12 protein-coding genes are annotated in these 19,243 nt (G+C 61.6%); 7 read left to right on the forward strand and 5 right to left on the reverse strand.

The window, feature by feature from the left end:
- Nucleotides 1–6: 6 nt before the first annotated feature.
- Both C7S18_RS18750 and C7S18_RS18755 read right to left on the reverse strand, forming a co-directional pair.
- Nucleotides 7–2,463 (reverse strand): protein kinase domain-containing protein, encoded by a 2,457-nt coding sequence (locus C7S18_RS18750; protein WP_106892997.1) that lies wholly within the window; start codon nucleotides 2,461–2,463, stop codon nucleotides 7–9.
- Nucleotides 2,464–2,467: 4 nt separating this feature from the next.
- Nucleotides 2,468–3,220: a pyridoxine 5'-phosphate synthase gene (locus C7S18_RS18755; RefSeq protein ID WP_106892998.1), complete on the reverse strand. Its 753-nt coding sequence runs from the start codon at nucleotides 3,218–3,220 to the stop codon at nucleotides 2,468–2,470.
- A gap of 226 nt (nucleotides 3,221–3,446) precedes the next feature.
- On the opposite strand from C7S18_RS18755, the gene C7S18_RS18760 reads away from it, so the two are divergent.
- Nucleotides 3,447–6,320, forward strand: coding sequence for a ligand-binding sensor domain-containing diguanylate cyclase (locus C7S18_RS18760; RefSeq protein ID WP_170113350.1), 2,874 nt, complete (start codon nucleotides 3,447–3,449; stop codon nucleotides 6,318–6,320).
- A 139-nt stretch (nucleotides 6,321–6,459) separates the two neighbouring features.
- Nucleotides 6,460–7,794, forward strand: a complete 1,335-nt coding sequence (locus tag C7S18_RS18765) for an APC family permease (protein ID WP_170113351.1) — start codon at nucleotides 6,460–6,462, stop codon at nucleotides 7,792–7,794.
- Here the strand turns inward: C7S18_RS18765 and C7S18_RS18770 are convergent.
- Nucleotides 7,753–8,700 (reverse strand): helix-turn-helix transcriptional regulator, encoded by a 948-nt coding sequence (locus C7S18_RS18770; protein WP_240623931.1) that lies wholly within the window; start codon nucleotides 8,698–8,700, stop codon nucleotides 7,753–7,755. The two genes, C7S18_RS18765 and C7S18_RS18770, sit on opposite strands and share 42 nt — an antisense overlap.
- Nucleotides 8,701–8,890: 190 nt before the next feature.
- Here C7S18_RS18770 and C7S18_RS18775 point away from each other — a divergent pair, with 190 nt between their 5' ends.
- Nucleotides 8,891–9,622, forward strand: a complete 732-nt coding sequence (locus C7S18_RS18775) for an NIPSNAP family protein (protein ID WP_170113352.1) — start codon at nucleotides 8,891–8,893, stop codon at nucleotides 9,620–9,622.
- Between the two features lie 63 nt (nucleotides 9,623–9,685).
- On the opposite strand, the gene C7S18_RS18780 is transcribed toward C7S18_RS18775, so the two are convergent.
- Nucleotides 9,686–10,309: a DUF1579 domain-containing protein gene (locus C7S18_RS18780; RefSeq protein ID WP_106893003.1), complete on the reverse strand. Its 624-nt coding sequence runs from the start codon at nucleotides 10,307–10,309 to the stop codon at nucleotides 9,686–9,688.
- Between the two features lie 598 nt (nucleotides 10,310–10,907).
- On the opposite strand from C7S18_RS18780, the gene C7S18_RS18785 reads away from it, so the two are divergent.
- Complete coding sequence (locus C7S18_RS18785; RefSeq protein ID WP_106893004.1) at nucleotides 10,908–12,482, forward strand: PQQ-dependent sugar dehydrogenase; 1,575 nt, start codon at nucleotides 10,908–10,910, stop codon at nucleotides 12,480–12,482.
- 117 nt (nucleotides 12,483–12,599) lie between these two features.
- Here the strand turns inward: C7S18_RS18785 and C7S18_RS18790 are convergent, their stop codons facing one another.
- The gene (locus tag C7S18_RS18790) at nucleotides 12,600–14,975 is read right to left on the reverse strand and encodes a DUF11 domain-containing protein (protein WP_106893005.1); all 2,376 of its coding nucleotides are present in this window, start codon (nucleotides 14,973–14,975) and stop codon (nucleotides 12,600–12,602) included.
- A gap of 240 nt (nucleotides 14,976–15,215) precedes the next feature.
- Between C7S18_RS18790 and yiaA the strand changes: the two genes are divergently transcribed.
- The 3 genes from yiaA (at nucleotide 15,216) to uvrD (ending at nucleotide 19,212) form a co-directional block, all read left to right on the forward strand.
- On the forward strand, nucleotides 15,216–15,644 hold the full coding sequence (gene yiaA, locus C7S18_RS18795; protein ID WP_106893006.1) for an inner membrane protein YiaA: 429 nt from the start codon (nucleotides 15,216–15,218) through the stop codon (nucleotides 15,642–15,644).
- Between the two features lie 236 nt (nucleotides 15,645–15,880).
- Nucleotides 15,881–16,999, forward strand: a complete 1,119-nt coding sequence (locus tag C7S18_RS18800; RefSeq protein ID WP_106893007.1) for a trans-sulfuration enzyme family protein — start codon at nucleotides 15,881–15,883, stop codon at nucleotides 16,997–16,999.
- 11 nt (nucleotides 17,000–17,010) lie between these two features.
- Nucleotides 17,011–19,212 (forward strand): DNA helicase II, encoded by a 2,202-nt coding sequence (gene uvrD, locus C7S18_RS18805; RefSeq protein WP_106893008.1) that lies wholly within the window; start codon nucleotides 17,011–17,013, stop codon nucleotides 19,210–19,212.
- Nucleotides 19,213–19,243: the final 31 nt, after the last annotated feature.

Genomic DNA, 19,243 nt, shown 5'->3' on the forward strand with positions numbered 1-19,243 from the left:
AGCTCATCAGCGAGGCGGCACCGACTGCAGCAGGCTCCATTGATCGCCAATGGCACGCAGTTGATCCGCCAGGGCTGCAGCGGCCGGTTGTTCGCCGCGGAGCGTGTAGCGCAGATACTCCAAACGAAGTCCCGAAAGGTCCGTCGTACCCGGTTCCGTTCGGAACTCGTCGGCGAGCTTCAGCGCGGTGTCGCCGGCAAGCTCGGCGCCGCTTGCTTGATCAAAGGCGGCGCGCCTTAGCCCGAGTTCGTACAGGCCACGACGTGCGTCCGCGGCCTGCGCCTCAACTTTGAGCAGCGGCATCAGGCCGTCCCGCGCAGCACGTTCCTCGATCGCGAATCCATCGGCGTCGCGACGCTCGGCATACGCCTGCACGAGTCCGATTCGTGCCCGCGCACGAAGCCACTGCAGATCCGTGTTGTCGGGCTGCGCGATCAGCATGTCGGTCAATCGATCCCGCGCCGCGAGCAACCTGGGCTCAGCGTCCAGGAATCGACCGCGCAGGCCGAGACCCTCACCTTCGCTGAGATCGATCGTAGCCATCAGTCGTTGCAAGTCCACGCTGGCGGGCTCATTGTCGAGCGCGGCGCGCGTCAAGGTGCGCGCTTCCTGCCAATGGGCTTGCGCCTCCGGCAGCGCACCGAACTGTACCGTCAGCTCGGCCAGATACCGCAACGCAACCGCGAGGTCTTCCCGTATCAGCGCATCATCCGGATCAGCCTGGTACAGCTGCCGCAACGTTTCCACCTGGGTCAGACGGGTGACGGTTCCGGCCGACCACAAACCAAGCGCCAGTTCGATCGAACTCAGCCAACCAAGCGCGCCCGCCCGCGTACTTTGAATGTCGCGATTGCCCGGATCATCGCGCAGCATCTCATCCCAGATCGAAACGGCTTTCGTGAGATCGGCGCGCGCTTCGGGAAGCTTGCCGAGCGCGTAGCGAACGCTGCCGAGATTGTTGTAGCTGGACGCCAGATCGTTTCGCACGGTGGGCGGTGAGGCTTGATGCAAGAGTGCCTGCTGCCGCAGCCGCGCAGACTGCTCAAACAGTTGCTCGGCCTCGGTCAAGTTGGACATTTGATCCAGCAGTAGAAACGCTTGCCATTCCTGAGCGGCAGCAAGATTGATCTGATAGAGCGGGTCTTCGGGACTCCGCGCCAGCAAGTCCGTCGCCAGGCTGAGTGCCCGCTCTGCCGCGCGCGATGCGGCCGGCAGCTGACCCTGCTCTTTTGCGACATCGGCCACTTGCAACAGGCTTTGCACCCGCGCGCCGAGCTCGGCCTCGCTCAGTTCGTCGGCGGGAATCGCCGCAAAATACTCTTCGGCGCGTTCGTTCACGCCTTGCAGCAGGTCGATCTTGCCAACTTTGCTGAGCCGCGTGCGCAAATCGCCCAGCATGAACCCAATCATTTTTTCGGCCTGCGCCTGCCGGATCTGCGCCTTCGCCCGCTCCACGCTCGCCTGCCACGCAAAATAGGCCACCACCAATGTGACCGCGACCAGCAACACGGCCGCCCATGCCTGGATGCGCCGCTGCACCCGCTCGCGGGCCCGAATTTGCGGCCAAGCCAACGCCTGATCGATGGCCTGCACGACCTCGGCAGCGCTCGGGCGCCGGGTCGGATCGACGCGCTGCATCGTTTCGATCAACAGACTCAGGTTTGGCGGCAACTCCGCTTCGGCCACCTTCGGCTTGATCTGCCCAAGACACTCCTGCAGCAACACGCCGAGCGAATAGATGTCGCTACTGCCCTGCACTTCCCGGCCCTGTGCCTGCTCTGGACTCATGTACCGGCGCGTGCCAAGCACCACGCCGTGTTCGGTCAGCTCGCTGGTCCAGTCGGTCAGTACTGGGTGTTCGCTGGTGCCGGCATCCGGTCGCACGAGCACTTCTGCGGTCACTGGCAAACGCTCGGTCGCCAGGGCCTCGGCTTCTTCCAGGCTCATGCTCGGCTGCGGCGCAGCGACTACAGTGGCCGCATGCAGATCGGCGATACGAGCGATACCGAAGTCGAGCACTTTTACTGATTGCTCGCGACCAATCATGATGTTGTCGGGCTTCAGATCGCGATGCACCACACGCTCGCGATGCGCCGCCTGCAGGGCCGAGGCAACGGCCCGCACCACGTGCAGCAACTCGGGCCAGCTCATGGGTTCGGTGCGGAGGAATTCGCGGAGCGTTACGCCATCAACGAATTCCAGCACCAACAGATCGCCGTCAGGCGTTTCGAGCCAGTCATGAATCTGGCAAATTGCTGGGTGACCGAGTCTTGACAGCACTTTGGCTTCGCGGTTCAGGCGTGCTTTCGATTCCGCACTGAAGCGCGTGCGGTCGTTCAACGCCTTGACCGCAACCCGTCGCTCGAGCCGGGTATCGAAGCCCTGGTACACCTCACCCATGCCGCCACTGCCCAGGAGGGCGTCGATCCGAATGGCGTCGAAGGTGCGACCGACGAGGCTCATGGGTTTAGTGCTGCAGCGCCTGAAGGTACTGCTTCACCGTCTGATCCAGACCGGCATAAAGGGCGTCATTGAACAGCGCGTGACCGATCGATACCTCGGCCAACATCGGCAACGCGCGGGCCAGAACCCGCAGATTCTCGGTGTCCAAGTCGTGGCCGGCATTGACGCCAAGTCCGGCCGCTGCTGCGGCCTGCCCCGCTGCGACGCAGTCGGCGAGTGCCTTGCCGTAGTCCTTTCTGCCAAACGCTTCGGCATAGGGCCCGGTGTAGATCTCGATGCGATCGGCACCGAGCGCGGCAACGTCGGCGATCTCCTCGCTGTCGGCATCCATGAACAGGCTGACGCGGCAACCGAGCGCCTTGAATGCCGCGATCACGGGTTGTAAGCGCCCAGCATCGCGCTTGATCGAAAAGCCATGATCGGACGTGATCTGATCGTCCGAATCGGGCACCAGGGTGATTTGGTCAGGCAGGGTTTCCGCCGCCAGCGCCAGCAAACCGGGATACCCACGCGTGTTTGGCGGGGCAAACGGATTGCCTTCGATGTTGAACTCCACGCCCGCTGGCAACATTGCCTTCAGTGCGCGCACGTCGTCTGGGCGGATATGCCTCAAGTCCGGTCTTGGGTGCACGGTGATTCCAGCCGCACCGGCCTGAATGGCCACCGTTGCCGCCGCCACGACGGAAGGCAGGCGACCGCCCCGGGAATTTCGCAGCACCGCGACTTTGTTGACGTTGACGCTGAGCTTGGCCGGCATCGTTTGGATCCGCTTAAAACAAGGTGTGGCGCAATTCTGGCCAGCATGGGCGGCGCAAGCAACCGGGACGGTTTGTAAAATTGCCAGCCGCCACTAGGTCAGTACTTGGATTCGGCCCGATCTGTGCTCAAATTAGGGCATGCAGCCTCGCAACTCCTCTCGGGCGGATTGGCTACAGTCAGGCTCAGACTGTGTCGCCCGGCTTTTGCCGTCTGTCCACCATAACTTGACTACCAGCCTGTCCGCGGTGCTGGTCGGATTGCTGCTGGCCGCATCGGGCGCGCTCGCCCAGTCAACGCTTCCACCCGAGCTCATCGGCGCGCCCTTGGTGCAGCGCTACACCGCCGAGGACTACCAGGTGGCGCCTCGTCACTTAGGGGTGACGGCAGATGCCGAGGGCCGGATTTTTGTCGGCAATGTGGAGGGCGTTCTCGTTTTCAGCCAAGGCCGCTTCGAAACCATCACACTACCGAGCTGGAGTGCGGCGCGCCGACTCGTGGTTGGCCCGGCTGGCCGCGTCTATGTTGGGGCTTACGACCACTTTGGCTATTTGGCAGAAGACGAGCTCGGGGCCTGGCAATTTACCGACCTTGATGCGCGCTTTCCCAAAGATGAGGCGCATTCGCTCGGCGAAGTCTGGGAACTCCTCCTGCTTGGTGACGCCGTTTATGTTCTGACCGACGAGCGGCTCTATCGAATCGATGGCGAGCAGGCAGACTCCTGGTTGCTGCCGGGGCGTAGCCACACCATGTTTGTGGATCAGGGTCAGTTGTACCTGCGCATCCAAAGTCACGGCCTGATGCGGTTCTCAGAGGGTCAGTTCACGCTCGTACCCGGGGGTGAACTGCTGGCCGACGTCCGCGCCAACCTCGCCCTGTCCCTGGACGATGGCGTATTGATCGGCAGTCGCCAGGACGCGCTATTCCGATTCAGGGGTGGCCAGTTGACGGCGATCAAAACACCCCTGGACGACTGGTTCAAACGCGCCGAGCTTTACTGCGGCCTGAAGCTTCAGGACGGCAGCCTGGTGATTGGCGCCTTGAACGGCGAAGTCATGCACCTAGACCCGGACCTGCGTTTGCTCGATCGGTTTCAAGCCTCCAGTTACCCGATCGTCGCATTGACAACCGATCACGAAGGCGGCCTCTGGGCGGCGACCGATGGCGATCTGGTGCGCGCTGCCTGGCCCTCCCCATGGACTCAGATCACCAACGAAGACGGCTTGCTGGGCTCGATCGAAGACAGTGCGTTCTTTCAGGGGCGCCGCTACGTTGCGACATCGATGGGGCTCTTTGTCAGCAACTTGAGCCCAGATCAACGTGTGAGCTTTACGCGCTTGCCCGAGCTTGGGAGCGACGAGGTGTGGGACCTGACCACGCATCAGGGCATGTTGCTCGCCGCGCATCGGCGCGGCGTGTTCGTGAGCCACGGCGGCCCATTCGAACAAATCGCAGAAGGCAGTTACGCCTCCGACATTGTGCTGTCGCGCTTTCATCCTGAGCGTGTTTATGTCCTGCATGAAACCGGCATCCTGGTGCTGCAGCGCGAACACGATCAGTATCGTCGGGTCGCCTCGCACGAGCTACCTGGATTCGGTTTGAGCTCGTTGGTCGAAGCCGACGCGAATACCTTGTTCCTCGGCAATTTTCGCGGTGACCCGGCACGCGCCACGCTGAGTCCCGATGGCAGCCAGATGCTCAACCACCAGATTCTTGGCGACAGCTTTGGCATTCATGTCACGGACGGCGAGCTCAGCACGGTCGGTTTGTATCAAGGCGCAGTCGTGCTCGGGATTGCGGCCGGGTTTTATCGTTGGGATGGTGCCCGCTTTGTCCCCGACAACCTTGATGGTTTAGAGGCGGATTACGAACGACGGGACGAGTTCAATCTGCGACAGGCCGACGACGGTCGGCAATTTGCGTTCAGCTCGCGGCAGTTGTTTGAGCGACAACCGGGTCAAGGCTGGCACCGGGTCCAGATCAGCTCACCGCTGGCGCGCGGCTTTGTCGATGTGGCGATGGAGCCCGAAGGATTGGTCTCGGTGATCACTTGGGGCGCACTCCTGACCTTGGATGAACGACGCAGCAGCCCCGATGAATTGGCGCCATCGGTCAGCATGCACCGGGTGGAGCTGATCGGTCAGCGTCAAGCCGTGTCGCGGCTACCAATCAACAGTGCCACACCGATCAACGTGGCGCCGCATCGGCAGCTTCGCTTCGAATTTGGCGCCAACAGCGCCGAGCGCGGCATCGAATACCGGTCGCGCCTGGTTGGCTTCGAGTCGAATTTCAGCAATTTCAGCAACGCGAATGCTCGGGAATTTTCCGCGCTGCCACCGCACGTCTACGAACTTCGGGTCGAAGCGCGAGCGGCATCCGGGCGCGCCTTTGCGCCGCTGCGCTATCGCTTCGAAGTGCTGCCGCGTTGGTATCAGACTACCTGGGCGGCCTGGCTGATTTCGGGATTGATGCTGGTCGTTGGCACCTTCCTCGCCTGGGTGTTCAGTCGCTGGCGCTCGCAGAAATTGCGCGAGCGCAATCAGGAGTTGGAGCGTTCCATCGAAAGCCACACAAGGGAGCTCGAAGTCGCGAATCAACGACTCGCAAAGCTGGCCGTCCAAGATGGGCTGACCGGCGTGACCAATCGCCGCGGCTTTGAGCAGGCGTACGCCCGATTGTGGAACCGCTTGGCTGAAGTGCGTCAGCCGTTAGCGGTGCTGATGGTCGATGTGGATTTCTTCAAGCAGTTCAATGATGCCTTCGGCCATTTGGCGGGCGACGAAGTCCTGCGCAGCATCGCCCGCGCCCTGGAGCTCCACGTGCATGAGCCCGCCGAGGTTCTGGCCCGGTTTGGTGGCGAGGAGTTCATTGTGCTGTTGCCCAATACTCAGATCGACGAGGCGTTGAATCGCGCACAAGTCCTGCGTCAGGCCTGCGAGGAAGCCGGCAAGGCCAATGACATCACAGTCAGTGTGGGCGTAGCCGTCTCGATCCCCCGAGGCGGCCTGAAGCCGACGCAGTTGGTCGATGAGGCCGACGCCGCGCTGTATCGCGCCAAGAAGGCCGGTCGCAATCGGATCGAGCGCGGGCGGACCTTGTAAGCCACGCCGCGTTCCGGGTGCATCGCGGACGGCGATGGTGCTCCACATTGTCGGTGCCGATCATCTGCAACCGCATTTCTTAAATCGTCACGGTTGTCCGTACACTCGGGAATTGGTTCGTCGCCACAGGGATCTAGCCATGACTCAAGGACACCTGCATCGCCATCTCAGGCTGCCCGACCTCGTGCTTGCGCAAATCCTGATTGTGGTCGGCACCAACTGGTTTGGTGCGGCGGCGACACTGGGCATGCTCGGCGTGCTGTTCTGGCCCTTGGCGCTGTTGCTCTATCACGGGCCGCTGGCCGTGGTGGTCATGGCACTGGTGCGCGCCTGCCCAGAGGAAGCCGGACCGTATCAGTGGGTCAAGCGCGCTTACGGGCCGCGCATGGGGCTGTTCTTTGGCTGGATCTTGTGTTCGTTCATGCTCGTGTTCCTGGCGGCCGGCTGCCTCGGGTTGGCCGGTGGCCTCAGCTACGCACTGAAGAGCGTCGACGTTGACTTGCAACAATGGCCGGTCGTCGGCACCGCGCTTCCATTTGTGTTTCTAGCGCTGCTGACCGCATTCGGTTGGTCGGGTTTCCGTCAGGCGCGATGGGTCCAGAATCTGGCAGCCGTTGCGCTGCTTTTGGTATTGGGGTTGCTCGGCTACCGCATCCTGCAAGCCGGGTTGCTCGACACCTGGCCGGGCTTTGGGATGTCTGTGCCGACCGACTCCCGGACTTGGATCAGCCTGCTCAAGATTCTGGTTTTTGCGCTCTCCGGCCTGGAATTTCTCGCGCTTGTTGCGGGGGAATGCGAACGACCGGAGCGCACGTTGCCGCGGGCGATCCAGATCGCGGCGCCCATCAACATCGCGATCTACATGATCGGCACGTTCGCGGTGGTGCTGACGATTCCGCTCGCTGCGATCGATCAGGTCAATCCGGTTGCGCAAGTACTGGGCAGCCTCGGCGGTGTGGTCGCAACCGGCGTGCTGTGGGCGCTACTGCTGCGCGATTTCGGACAGAATACGCTCGGGCTATCCGGCGTGTCGCGCTTGCCAATGCAGGTCGGTCTGGACGGCCGCCTGCCCGCTTGGTTCGGGCGGGTCAACGCACGCGGCGTGCCCACGCATGCCGTCCTGATCTGTGCCCTGATTATTGCCGCCATTCTTTCAGTAGTGACCGCCGGCTCGGATCGCCAGGAAGCGTTTCAGATGCTGCTGTCGGCGGCGGGCATTCAGTTTGGTCTGACGTATGTCCTGATGTTCAGTCTGCCGGTGTTCGCCAGCGCCGCGTTTGGGCTCGCCCAATCCGCCTTGCTGCGGGTCTGCGCGCTGCTGGGCGGCAGTCTGGCCACGGTGTTTGTGCTGATCTCGGTGTACCCCATCGACTCCGATCCGGACCCACTGCGCCACGCCTGGCGCGTGTTGCTGATCGTGCTCGTGCTGCTGCTACCGGGCGCTTTGCTGGCGTTTCTGCCGCAACGGCGTTGAACGCGGCGCATGGGCTTGCAGGCACTGCTCGGCCAACGCAGCCAATTCGCGACGTAACGCTTCTGGCTTCAGTACGCGAACTTCGGCACCCAGGCTCAGTAACTGCCGTGCCCCATGTGCCAACGACTCAATGGCCACATGCAAGCGTTGCCAACCCGCCGCGGAGCCAGCGACCGAAAGCACCTGGTGGGGCATACGCAGATTTTGCAGCCACTCCAGACCGCGAGCCGTGACTTCGAGGTCGACATCGATCTGGCGCAGCGAGGCTTCAAAACGCTGACAGGTCTGTTGCCAGAACGCACTGAGGTCAAAGTCGCGCGGACGCTTGACCGCACGCTTGGTGACCTGCAACGACAGCACCTTGGCAAGCCGGTACGTCCCAAGGTGCCCGGAGCGTTCCGAGGCGGCCACCAGATACCAAGTCCCGGCCTTGATCACCAGCCCGAGTGGCGCGAGGTCGTAGTCCCGTGGTCCATTCCAACTCTGATAGCGCATCGTCAGACCATGACCGTCCCAAACCGCTTGCGCGATTGCACCGAGCGCCTTGGGCTGCTCGGATTGGCGATACCAGTCGATCGGGTCAATGTGAAAGCGCTCGCTGACTTGTGCACTCTGCTCACGCCATGGCGTGGGCAAGGCCGAGAGCATTTTTAGACGTGCGGACAAGGCTTGCGCACCAAGGCCGAGATCCATCGCCGGCCCGGGTAATCCAGCGAAAATCAACGCGCGACTTTCGGCTTCGGTCAGCCCATTAAGGTCGGTGCGCCAGTTGCGACGCAAGCAGAAGCCGCCATCGCGACCACGCTCAGCATAGACCGGCACACCGGCGGCCGAGAGCTGATCAATGTCGCGCAGGATGGTGCGTTCCGATACCTCCAAGAGCCGCGCCAATTCGGGCGCAGTCATGCGCTCCCGGCTTTGCAGGTGCATCAAGAGGGACAGGAGTCGGCTGGCGCGCATCAGAGGTTGACGACATCACTTAAGGCAGAATCATGCCACAGCTTGTCAGGTTTGGTCTGGCAGGCTGGCAAGACTAGCGGCTGCCATGACTAGCGGCTGGCATCACACCGACTGGCATTACGAATGGAGCCCTTCCATGTCCGAATCCGACAACCACTTTCCGATACTCGAACTGCGTCGATACGCCATGCAACCGGGCCAACGCGATGCCCTGGCTGACCCGTTCGATCATGAGTTCATTGCCGAGCTCGAGTCCTTGCCGATGCGGGTGATCGGCCAGTTTCGGGATGTTGACGACGCCGACCTCTGGGTCTGGATGCGCGCCTTTCGCAATCATCGGGAGCGCGCTGAATCGTTGACGTCGTTCTATACCAGTCCGTTCTGGTTGCAGCGCCGACAGCGTGTGAACGCTACCCTGATCAGCTCCGATGACGTGCATCTGCTGGTTCCGGCCTGGCCCGGTTCGGCCCTCGGACAGACTGGAACTGGTTGGCCCGTGGATCGCAGTCGTGCCGCCGAAGGTGCGCTTTATGTGCAGATCATGCCACTGCCCGAGCATCGGTCGATGCCCGATCTGCGCGCCGCTTGGGAATCGCTCATGGCGGACCACCAAGCCCGGGCATGGGCTTGCTATGTCAGCGACAACGCACCGAATTCGTATCCACGTCTGCCCGTTCACGAAGGCCGCCAAGTGCTCGTGGTGTTTGCGCTGTTCGCAACGCTCGCGACCCTGGACCAGTGTTTGGCTGATGATCTCTCCGCGCATCTCTTCCACTGGGCAGGGGTGCCAGCCGAACGCACAGTGGTCGCCCCTTGGCAAGGCCGGCATCGCTTGCTGCCCACCGGCCGCTCGGCACTGCGTGCCTGAGTCCTGACTATCAAGGTAGCCGTGCCTGCATCTGCTCGGATGCAGGCGCAACGCGCGCAGCACTCAGAACACCTGATGCCGTGTCCAGTGCATCTCCCAATCCATCTCCCAGGTTTGGCCACTGTCATTGGATGTGGCCTGATGCCACCGGCAGGAATTCGGCGTGATGCGGTCCCAGACGCTCCGATAGATACTGGTCTTGCCATCGACCGTCTCCGTCACGATGAAGCTGCCAACGCCATCCTCGAAGCCGCCGGGCATGCCCGGTCCAACCACTACCCCTGCCTTCGCATTGACCCAGATGTCGTGCCAGATACCGGTCGCCGCTTCGAGCACGCGAAGACCCATGCCCGCGAAGTCCCGTGCCGGAATCCGAAGTTCTTCGACATGCACGCGCCCGCCCAGCAAGGACGTACACGTCGCCTCGCCCTCAAACTCGTCCCAACCGCCCGGGCTATCGGCCTTGCGCTTGCGATTCTTGATGCGCCATTCCCCACTCAGGAAATCGAACTGACCCGGGAGGCCTTTCGGAACATCGGCGGCGGATTTGGCTGGTGACGCGTTGGTCTCGGTCGCGTCATCTGCCGCTGCCTGTGCCGGCGTCGGGCCGATTGCAGCCAGTACGGACAGGCCCAAAGCAGATTGCAGCAGATTGCGACGAGCGATTGTGGTTTCGGATTCGGACATGTTCAGTCTCCTGTTGGTGCCGACATTGAAACCGACAAACCTGTCATCGCCTGTCAGGATTCCCTGCCGTCGTTTCACTCGCGAACCACTACACGGTTATTGGATTGTCGCCCATAAGATCAAATCGGCGTTTTCGGTTTGATCGAACGCTTACGGCGATGTGGAACCGATCTACCTTGAGCCAATCGGGGCGGACTGATTTCAGCGAGGCATCGGGACATTCCGGAGGACGCTACCCACCGCGAGCGATCTGTCCGCACGTTCTCTGGATGCGAAACGCCATATCCCGCACATTCGCCTCAAGTCGGCTCATGCTATTTCTAGACCGCTTGATCGTTTTCCCGCCACGAGTGAATTCGCGGAATCTTCACGCTCGGCCGGGTTCACTCCGGCGTCATGTCATGCACCAGCGGAGAATGGCGCATGCAATGTCGACCGAGCGAGTGGTGTCAGCCATCACGCACCCAACCTGGCCGACTCGGCAACGCATGGCGGCCGCGATGAATCGACATCAGTGCCCGCCAGTTCGGATTTGGAGGCCATGCACCATGTTCCTGCCCCGCCATCGCGTGTCCCTCAGCGCCTCAGCGAGCCCGCCATGAGACGCAACCTCGATGACCCGTCCGATACCTCGTGCGCCGAAGGCTCAAGTCGCTGGCCTCGCATCGTCGCTCTGCTACTGACTTGGTTGCTCGCGCTGTTCGGGGCGCCCGTTTCCGCCCAGATCGATCTGCGTCTCACTGCCACGTATACCGGATTGACCGAGCCACTGTATTTGACCCATGCGGGCGATGGCTCAGGCCGCGTCTTTATTGTCGAGCGTAAGGGTGTCATCAAGATTGGCCGCAACGGCACGGTGCTCGCGACACCATTTCTCGATATTCGCGACCGGGTCGCCAGCGACGAGTCCGAACAAGGCATGCTCGGGCTGGCTTTTGATCCGCAGTTCGAAAGCAACGGTCGCTTCTATGTGAATTACACCGGACTGCCGAATGGCGACACGCGCGTGTCGCGCTTCCAAGTCAGTGCCGACGCTAACATTGCTGACGCCGGCAGCGAGCAACTGATGCAGGGCATCGGGCAGCCGTTTCCAAATCATAACGGCGGTTGGATGGGCTTCGGTCCGGACGGTTTCCTGTACATCGCTTCAGGTGATGGCGGCAGCGGTGGCGACCCCAATGGCAATGGCCAGAATCTGAATACCCTACTCGGCAAAATCTTGCGCTTGGACGTTTCCGGTCAGTCCGCAGTACCGGCACCTGGCAATCCGTTTCTCAATCAGAGCAACCGCCAGCCACAAATTTGGGCGTATGGGCTCAGAAACCCTTGGCGTATGAGTTTTGATCGACAAACGGGGGATCTTTGGATTGCCGATGTCGGCCAGGATCGCGCCGAAGAAATCAACTTTCAAGCGGCGGGCAGCAGTGGAGGCCAGAACTACGGTTGGAAAGTGGCAGAGGGCACGTGCACGAACAATTGCACTGGACTGACACAACCCGCGCTGAGCATTCCTCATACGAGCCAACCGTGCGACTCCGTGACTGGGGGCTATGTGTATCGCGGCAGCGCCTATCCGCGCTTGCACGGGCTCTATATTTTTGGCGACTACTGTCGCGGCTACATCGATGCACTGAGTCGCTCGGGCAACACGGTCACGCGCCAATCCCTTCGACCAAATGGCAGCGTCGGCTTCAACGCCAGTTTTGGCGAGGACGAAGCAGGCAATCTCTACTTGCTCGATGTGCGCGGCACAGTGTTCTTGATATCGGATGGTCCCGCTCAGAGCCTGAACACAATCACCCCTGCCTACACCGGCACGTGGATCAATAATGCCGAACCAGGGCACGGCATGCTGATCGAAATTCTGCCCGACAACCGCATTCTGGCCTGGTGGTTCACCTATCAACCAAACGGCGGCCAGGCTTGGTTTGGTGGCATTGGTACGTACAGCGGCAATACGGCGACGATCGAAGTGATCAAGGCGGAAGGCGGCCGCTTCGTGCCGAATTTTGACCCAGCAAGCATCAGCAATCCGGTTCTCGGCACCATGCGTTTGACCTTTGATTCCTGCACCAATGGCCGCGTCGAGTACCAATTCACTCAGGGCTATGGCAGCGGCAGCTGGCCGATCAACCGACTGACGGTGGCTGCGGGTCTGAGTTGCGCGGACTGAACCCAAGCGACTCGCGAATCTTGCGGCGTGCCGCACTGAGTCCGGCACAACGTCGGACTCAATGCCCAAGGCCGTCCTAGGCCGACACGCTCACAGGCTGGCGTTCTTTTATCTTGATCACTCGAAGCTGTTGCTCACCAGCACGTCGCTCTGTGCCAAGGCCACACTTGCAGCGCTGTTCTGCAAGTCATTCAGCTCGCGATAGCTCTGGGCGCTGATGCTGGCCTGACTGGCCAAAGGGGCCCCGACTGGCGTTGCCGGATCGACCGTCCAAGACATGATCACGCTCAATTGGTCCTGAGCAAAACTGGGCGTCGTACAACTCACCGGCCCATGGGTTCCCACGGCCGGTATGTTGCAGACCCAACCGATGGGAATGAGAGCGCTCTCGAAGGTCAGATTGCTCGGTGCCTGAAAGGTCACGATGGCATTGCTGATCGTATCGGGACCCGCGTTGCTAAGCTGCAGTGTGTAGACCATGGTTTGGCCGATCACAGCATTCGTGGCCCCCAGTTCAACGCTCAGGTCAGCATCCGGTTTGACGGCTATGGAGAACGGCAACGCGTTGTTTGCTGGCTCTGGGTCTTGCCAATCGGAGCTGATCATCGCGGCACCATCGATCACACTGTTGTGGCGATCAGCATCGATGCTCAGCGTCACCAGAAGTTCGGACAAGCCATCCACCGGCAAGCTATTGCGCTGACAGACGAGCGTCGGGCTGGTCTCGCAGGTCCAGCCCACAGCGTTGATCGACTGAAAATGCGTTCCCGCCGGGTAGCTCATGGTGACCGTTGGGTTCTGCGCCGGATCAATGCCTTGATTACGCGCATTGAAACTGAGCTCAATCGTGCCCTCCGCTTCGGCTGCGGGTAAAGGATTCAAGGCGAGTGAAACGTCCGCCTCACGCTCCCGCACGACGGTGCTGCGTTCGACCACGTTGTTGTCTTGAAAATCATCTTCCGAGATTGCCGAACCAATCGCACCGGCCACAACGATCTCGCCGCCGGTCACCGCGTCATCGCGAACGCGTGCCTGCACCGTGATCTGCTCGGTTCCCACGGCCATTTGTGTGCGGGTACAAACGATTTGACCGGAGCCATCGGGTGCCGGCGTCGTCGGACAGGTCCAACCTGCGGCCGGGAACACACCTTGGAAACCAAGGCTCGGTGGAATCGTCAGCGTGGCCGTCAGATCAATCGCCGAATGCGGGCCGAAATTCTGGATTTGGTAGATGATGCCGACCGATTGTCCTTGGACCAACGGGAACGCCGTGTATTGCGCGGAGATGCCCAGATTGGCCTGTGACACCGCGAGCATGCCGGGCTCGTCAACATTGTTGTTCGGATTGCTGTCTGGCTCGGCGCCACTGATCTCGAAGCCCGGATAGCTCTCACTGCCGCTCGCCACGGTCAGCGGCACATGCTGGCGCACCATCAGGGTCTGGTCCGCACCGGCGACGAAGCTCGGCGTCGCACACGTCAGCAGACCGGATGGATCGCCTGCCTGCGGCTGCACCGGGCAGGTCCAACCGGGCGGCGGCGTCACCGAGACAAAGCGCATGCTTGGATCCAAGTGTGCCGTCATCGTGACGTTGGTGGCATCAGCCGAACCGAGATTGCGCAATCGAACCGCAATATCGTAATCGTCGCCGACTGGAATTTGCGGCGCGGGTTGAACTTGCCCGTCGATGAATAAATCAACCGCGCCGGTTTTGCTGAGTGCCGGTGCCAACTCGCCAACCAATCCCGGCGCAATGGTGATCAGCAGTGGATCGTGTTCGGCGAAGCCAGTCGACGATCCGGTGGCAACCGCCTTCGGCCAGCCGACATTCAGATGCATGGCCTGCACTTGCAGCCGTTCCGACTGGGCCAACAAGGCGCGGTTCACGGCCAGCCATTCGGTACTCGCGGCCTTGCCGGCCTGAACCGTTGTGTAATCACCTTCGGCAGCACGCAGCGGCAAGCGCAAACCCTGTTCCGAATCTTGACCTCGCTGCCAATGGAGTGCCGGCATCGCGGTGGGTGCGTTCGCAAACGGCAGCAACACGGCCGCGCCGGTTGCCGGCTGGATCTGGAGTCCCGAATCCGTCGCAACGACATCCAGTGTCGCATGTGCCAACACCACTGGTTGCGCGGGATCGGTTTCTACTACGCGATACGTCTGCGTGGCTTCCGGCAGCGTGTTCAACAGTGCGAGAACCGACTTGGCCTCAAGTTGCGTCTGGTTGCGTGCCAGCACGAGTACCTCGGGCGACTCCATCCAGTCAATCACCGCCTGTGCCAATGCCTGGTTCGCTCCCGGCATGGCTTGGCGCGGCGCCGCGCCGCCGAGGAACAGCACACGCCATTGGCCCGTGCCGGCTGTTTCAGCGGGCAACGGTGCCGCGACCGGCACGCTGGCAGATGGCGCGGCAATCACGCTGCCGTGCGCCGCCAAAAGCATTGCAGACAGTAACAAGTTCAGTTTCAGGGTCAACACAGCTCGGTGTTTCATCGCAGTCTCCAATCGGGCTCACTGCTGCGAAACGAGGTTTGGCCGGAATCCGGACATTGGTCGGGCGACGACTCGAACGCGGTGTCAACTCCTGCAACACGTTGGCCGCTGTCGTGATACCTACGCCCGTCGGGGTTGCACGACTTAGCGCCCGCTTTAAAGTGATCCGCACGGTCCAAGTCAGGCGGATCGTGCATCTCCGGGTGTGGCTGCAATGCCTGGCGTCTTAACGAGGACGTTATGAGTACGCGCGCAAAAGCCCCGACTGGTGCCTTCATTGGCGCCGCCTGGACGGCCTTGCTGATTGGTTTGGTGAGCTATTTCGTGGGTCTATGGAACGCTGAGTGGCCGCTGTATGAGAAGGGCTTCTATCTCAGCATCATCCTGTTTGGGCTCTATGCTGCCGTGTCGCTACAAAAATCGGTACGCGACCGGTTGGAAGGGATTCCCGTTACCGGCATCTACTACGGACTATCCTGGCTCGCACTGGCGATGGCGTTGCTGATGCTAATCGTCGGCCTTTGGAACGCAGACCTGCAGCGCGTTGAAAAAGGCTTTTACGCCATGTCTTTTCTGCTGGCGCTGTTTGGTGCCGTGACCGTGCAGAAGAACGTGCGCGACAGCGCCAGCGCGGACAACGACATCCCGCCACTGCCGCACCAATACTGATTCGTCACTCGCAGTTTCATGGTCTGGGCCAGGGACGGCCGGGCCGCGTGGCAGCCTCATGCAGTGGGCGTTGTAGCGTGAGTCGTGAGGCAATGGCGCCATCCCGCCTGCAAACTGGCCGCAGTGGCGCTATCCGACGCGGGGTGTTGGCGCGATAATGGAGGCTTCGCCTCTCGCCTGTCGTCTTGGACGGCCGCGCACGTGGCACATTCAACCACTTGCCAGAGGCTGCCGCGATGCACCGCGATACGCATTTGATCCATGCCGGTGTGCGCTTTGATGCGCAAACCGGCGAAGTTGCCGATTCCATCCGCCTGAGCACCACCTTTCGACACGGACCTGCGGCCGAGCGGCTGCCCGGCGGCTTCGAGTATCAGCGTGAAGGCCACGCGAACACACAGGACTTGGAGCAGGCGTTGACGGTCGCCGAAGGCGGCAGCACTGCGGTGGCATTCAGTTCTGGCATGGCGGCAATCGCGGCAGCGTTTGCGGCGCTACGCGGTCCAGGCAAGGTCATTCTGCCTCGTGACGTGTACAACGGCACGCGGATCATGGCGCGCGAGTTCTTGGTCGAGCGCGGGTTTGAGGTGGTCGAGACCGATTGCTTCAACACCGAGGGTTGCCTCGAACTGTTGGACACGAACACGCGCCTGCTGTGGCTCGAAACGCCATCCAACCCACGGCTGATGGTCAGCGATATCGCCGCGTTGGCAGCCCGCGCCCGGGCGCTGGGCATCCTGGTCGCTGTGGACAACACCTTCGCATCACCGATCGTGCAGCAGCCGCTGAGGCTCGGCGCCAATGTGGTCATGCATTCGTTGACCAAGTACGTTGGCGGCCATTCTGATGTGATGGGTGGCGCGCTCGTCTTCGCGGCCAACGATGAATTCGCCAAGCGGACCGAGCATCATCGGCATCTGCATGGCGCGCATCTCGCACCATTCAACGCATGGCTGTGCCTCCGCGGTCTGCGCACGTTGCATGTGCGGGTTGCGCGGCATGTCGAGAATGCCGGCAAGGTCGCCGCGTTCCTCGCACAGCATCCCAAGGTGGCGGTGGTGCACTACCCGGGTTTGGCCTCGCATCCGCAACATGCCGTTGCGGCCAAGCAGATGAATGGTTTTGGCGGCATGGTGTCGTTCGAGATGCCAAGCCGCGAGCAGGCATTGGACGTCGCGAGCAAGGTCAAGCTGTTCGTCAACGCGACGTCGCTCGGCGGCGTCGAATCCCTGATCGAGCACCGTGAATCCACCGAGCTGTCGCCACCGAAGTCGCCGCCTGGTCTGCTCCGACTTTCGGTCGGCTTGGAGCATGCAGACGACCTGATCGCCGATCTGGAACAAGCGCTCCGCTGAGAGATACCGTCTTGGATATCAGTTACCTGATCGATCCGCTGAACGAGGCGCAGCGCCAGGCCGTCACGGCGGGTACGGGCCACTATCTCGTGCTGGCGGGTGCTGGCTCTGGCAAGACACGCGTGCTGACGCACCGGATTGCTTGGCTGACTGAAGTTGAAGATCGCTCGCCCTGGTCGATTCTCGCGGTGACGTTCACCAACAAGGCCGCTGGCGAGATGCGCCATCGCGCCGAGGGCCTGATGCCGCGCGGCACGCGGGGATTGTGGATCGGCACGTTTCATGGCATCGCGCATCGATTGCTGCGCCAGCACTATCGCGAGGCAAAGCTGCCAGAGACATTTCAGATCCTCGATGCCGACGATCAAGTACGCCTCTTGAAGCGCGTCATTCAGGGAATGGGCCTGGACGACTCGAAGTGGCCGGCGCGCCAGGCCGCTGGCTTTATCAACGCGATGAAGGATGAGGGCAAGCGCCCGGACGCGATCAACATCGACTACCACCCCTCCACGCGCACGTTCGTCGAGATCTATCAGACGTACGAACAGCACTGCCAGCGCTCCGGCTTGATTGACTTCGCCGAGTTGCTGCTTCGCGCACACGAGCTTTGGCTCAATGACGATCACCTGCTGAATCACTATCGTGAGCGCTTCCGCTATTTGTTGATCGACGAGTTCCAGGACACGAACACGCTGCAGTACGCGTGGATTCGTTTGCTGGCGGGCACTACCGCGCAAGTGTTCGTGGTCGGTGATGATGATCAGGCGATCTACGGCTGGCGCGGTGCAAAGGTCGAGAACGTCCGCCAGTTTCTGCGCGATTTCCCCGGCGCAACGACCTTGCGCCTCGAACAGAACTACCGCTCCAGCGGCAACATTCTGAATGCGGCGAATGCCGTCATCGCCAAGAACCAGGGGCGCGTGGGCAAGACGCTGTGGACCGCCGCTGGCAAGGGCGAGTCGATCGATCTGTATGCGGCGTTCAATGAGCAGGACGAGGCGCGCTTCGTGATCGAACGGATCAAGGCGGCCGTCAAGCAGGACAAGCGGCGCTCCGACTGCGCGATCCTGTATCGTTCGAACGCGCAGTCACGGGTGTTTGAAGAGGCGCTGGTCATCGCGCAGATTCCGTATCGCGTCTATGGTGGTCTGCGGTTCTTCGAGCGCGCCGAAATCAAGGATGCAATGGCGTACTTGCGGTTGTCGTTTCTGCGCACGGACGATGCGTCGTTCGAGCGCGCCGTGAACACGCCACCACGCGGCATTGGCGACAAGACGCTGGAAGCGCTGCGCAGCCGTGCGCGTACCGAGAACATCTCAATGTGGGCCGCCATGCAGCGCGAATTCGAGGGCGGGCCGCTGCCCGCGCGAGCCAAGAGTGCGCTGCGCGGCTTCAGTGAATTGATCGAACGGATCCAGCCACCGGAATCGGAGTTTGATCTCGGCGAGCGGATCATCCGGTCGATCGAAGCCGCCGGTCTGCGCGCCTACTACGAGCAGGAAGGCAAGGAACAGGCTGAATCGCGGCTGGAGAACCTGGACGAACTGATCAACGTCGCCCGCCGCTTTGTGCGCAGCCCCGAAGACATCGAGTCGGGCATGAGCGAAGTCGCGGCGTTTCTAGCCTATGCCACACTCGAATCGGGCGCTGCAGAGGGCGAGGCCTGGGAAGACTGCGTGCAGTTGATGACCTTGCACTCGGCAAAGGGATTGGAGTTCCCGCTGGTGTTCCTCGTCGGCTGGGAGGACGGCTTGTTCCCGTCACAGAAATCGCTGGAGCAGGATGACCGACTGGAGGAGGAACGTCGCCTTGCATACGTTGGAATCACCCGCGCGAAGGAAAAGCTGACGCTGACTTACGCCGAATCCCGCCGCTGGCACGGCGTCGAAAACTACAATCGGCCATCGCGCTTCCTGTCGGATCTGCCGCCGGACGTGCTGATGGAAGTGCGTCCAAAAGTGCAGGTCAGTCGACCGAGCAGCTTTGGCCGCAGTGCCGAGGGCTTTCTGGCCGAACGCGGGCTGCTGCGCGGCAACTTGGTCGAAACGCCAACGATCAAGCTTGGTCAACGGGTCCAGCACAGCCTGTTCGGCGAGGGCATTGTGATCAACTTCCAGGGCACGGGCCCGCATGCAACCGTGCAAGTGAATTTTGCTGAGCAAGGCGCAAAGTGGCTGCAGGTCGCGAAAGCGAATCTGACGTTGCTGGCGTAATCGATTGGCGCAGTCATGCGCCTGGATATTG

The organism is Ahniella affigens, assembly GCF_003015185.1.
GTDB lineage: Bacteria > Pseudomonadota > Gammaproteobacteria > Xanthomonadales > Ahniellaceae > Ahniella > Ahniella affigens.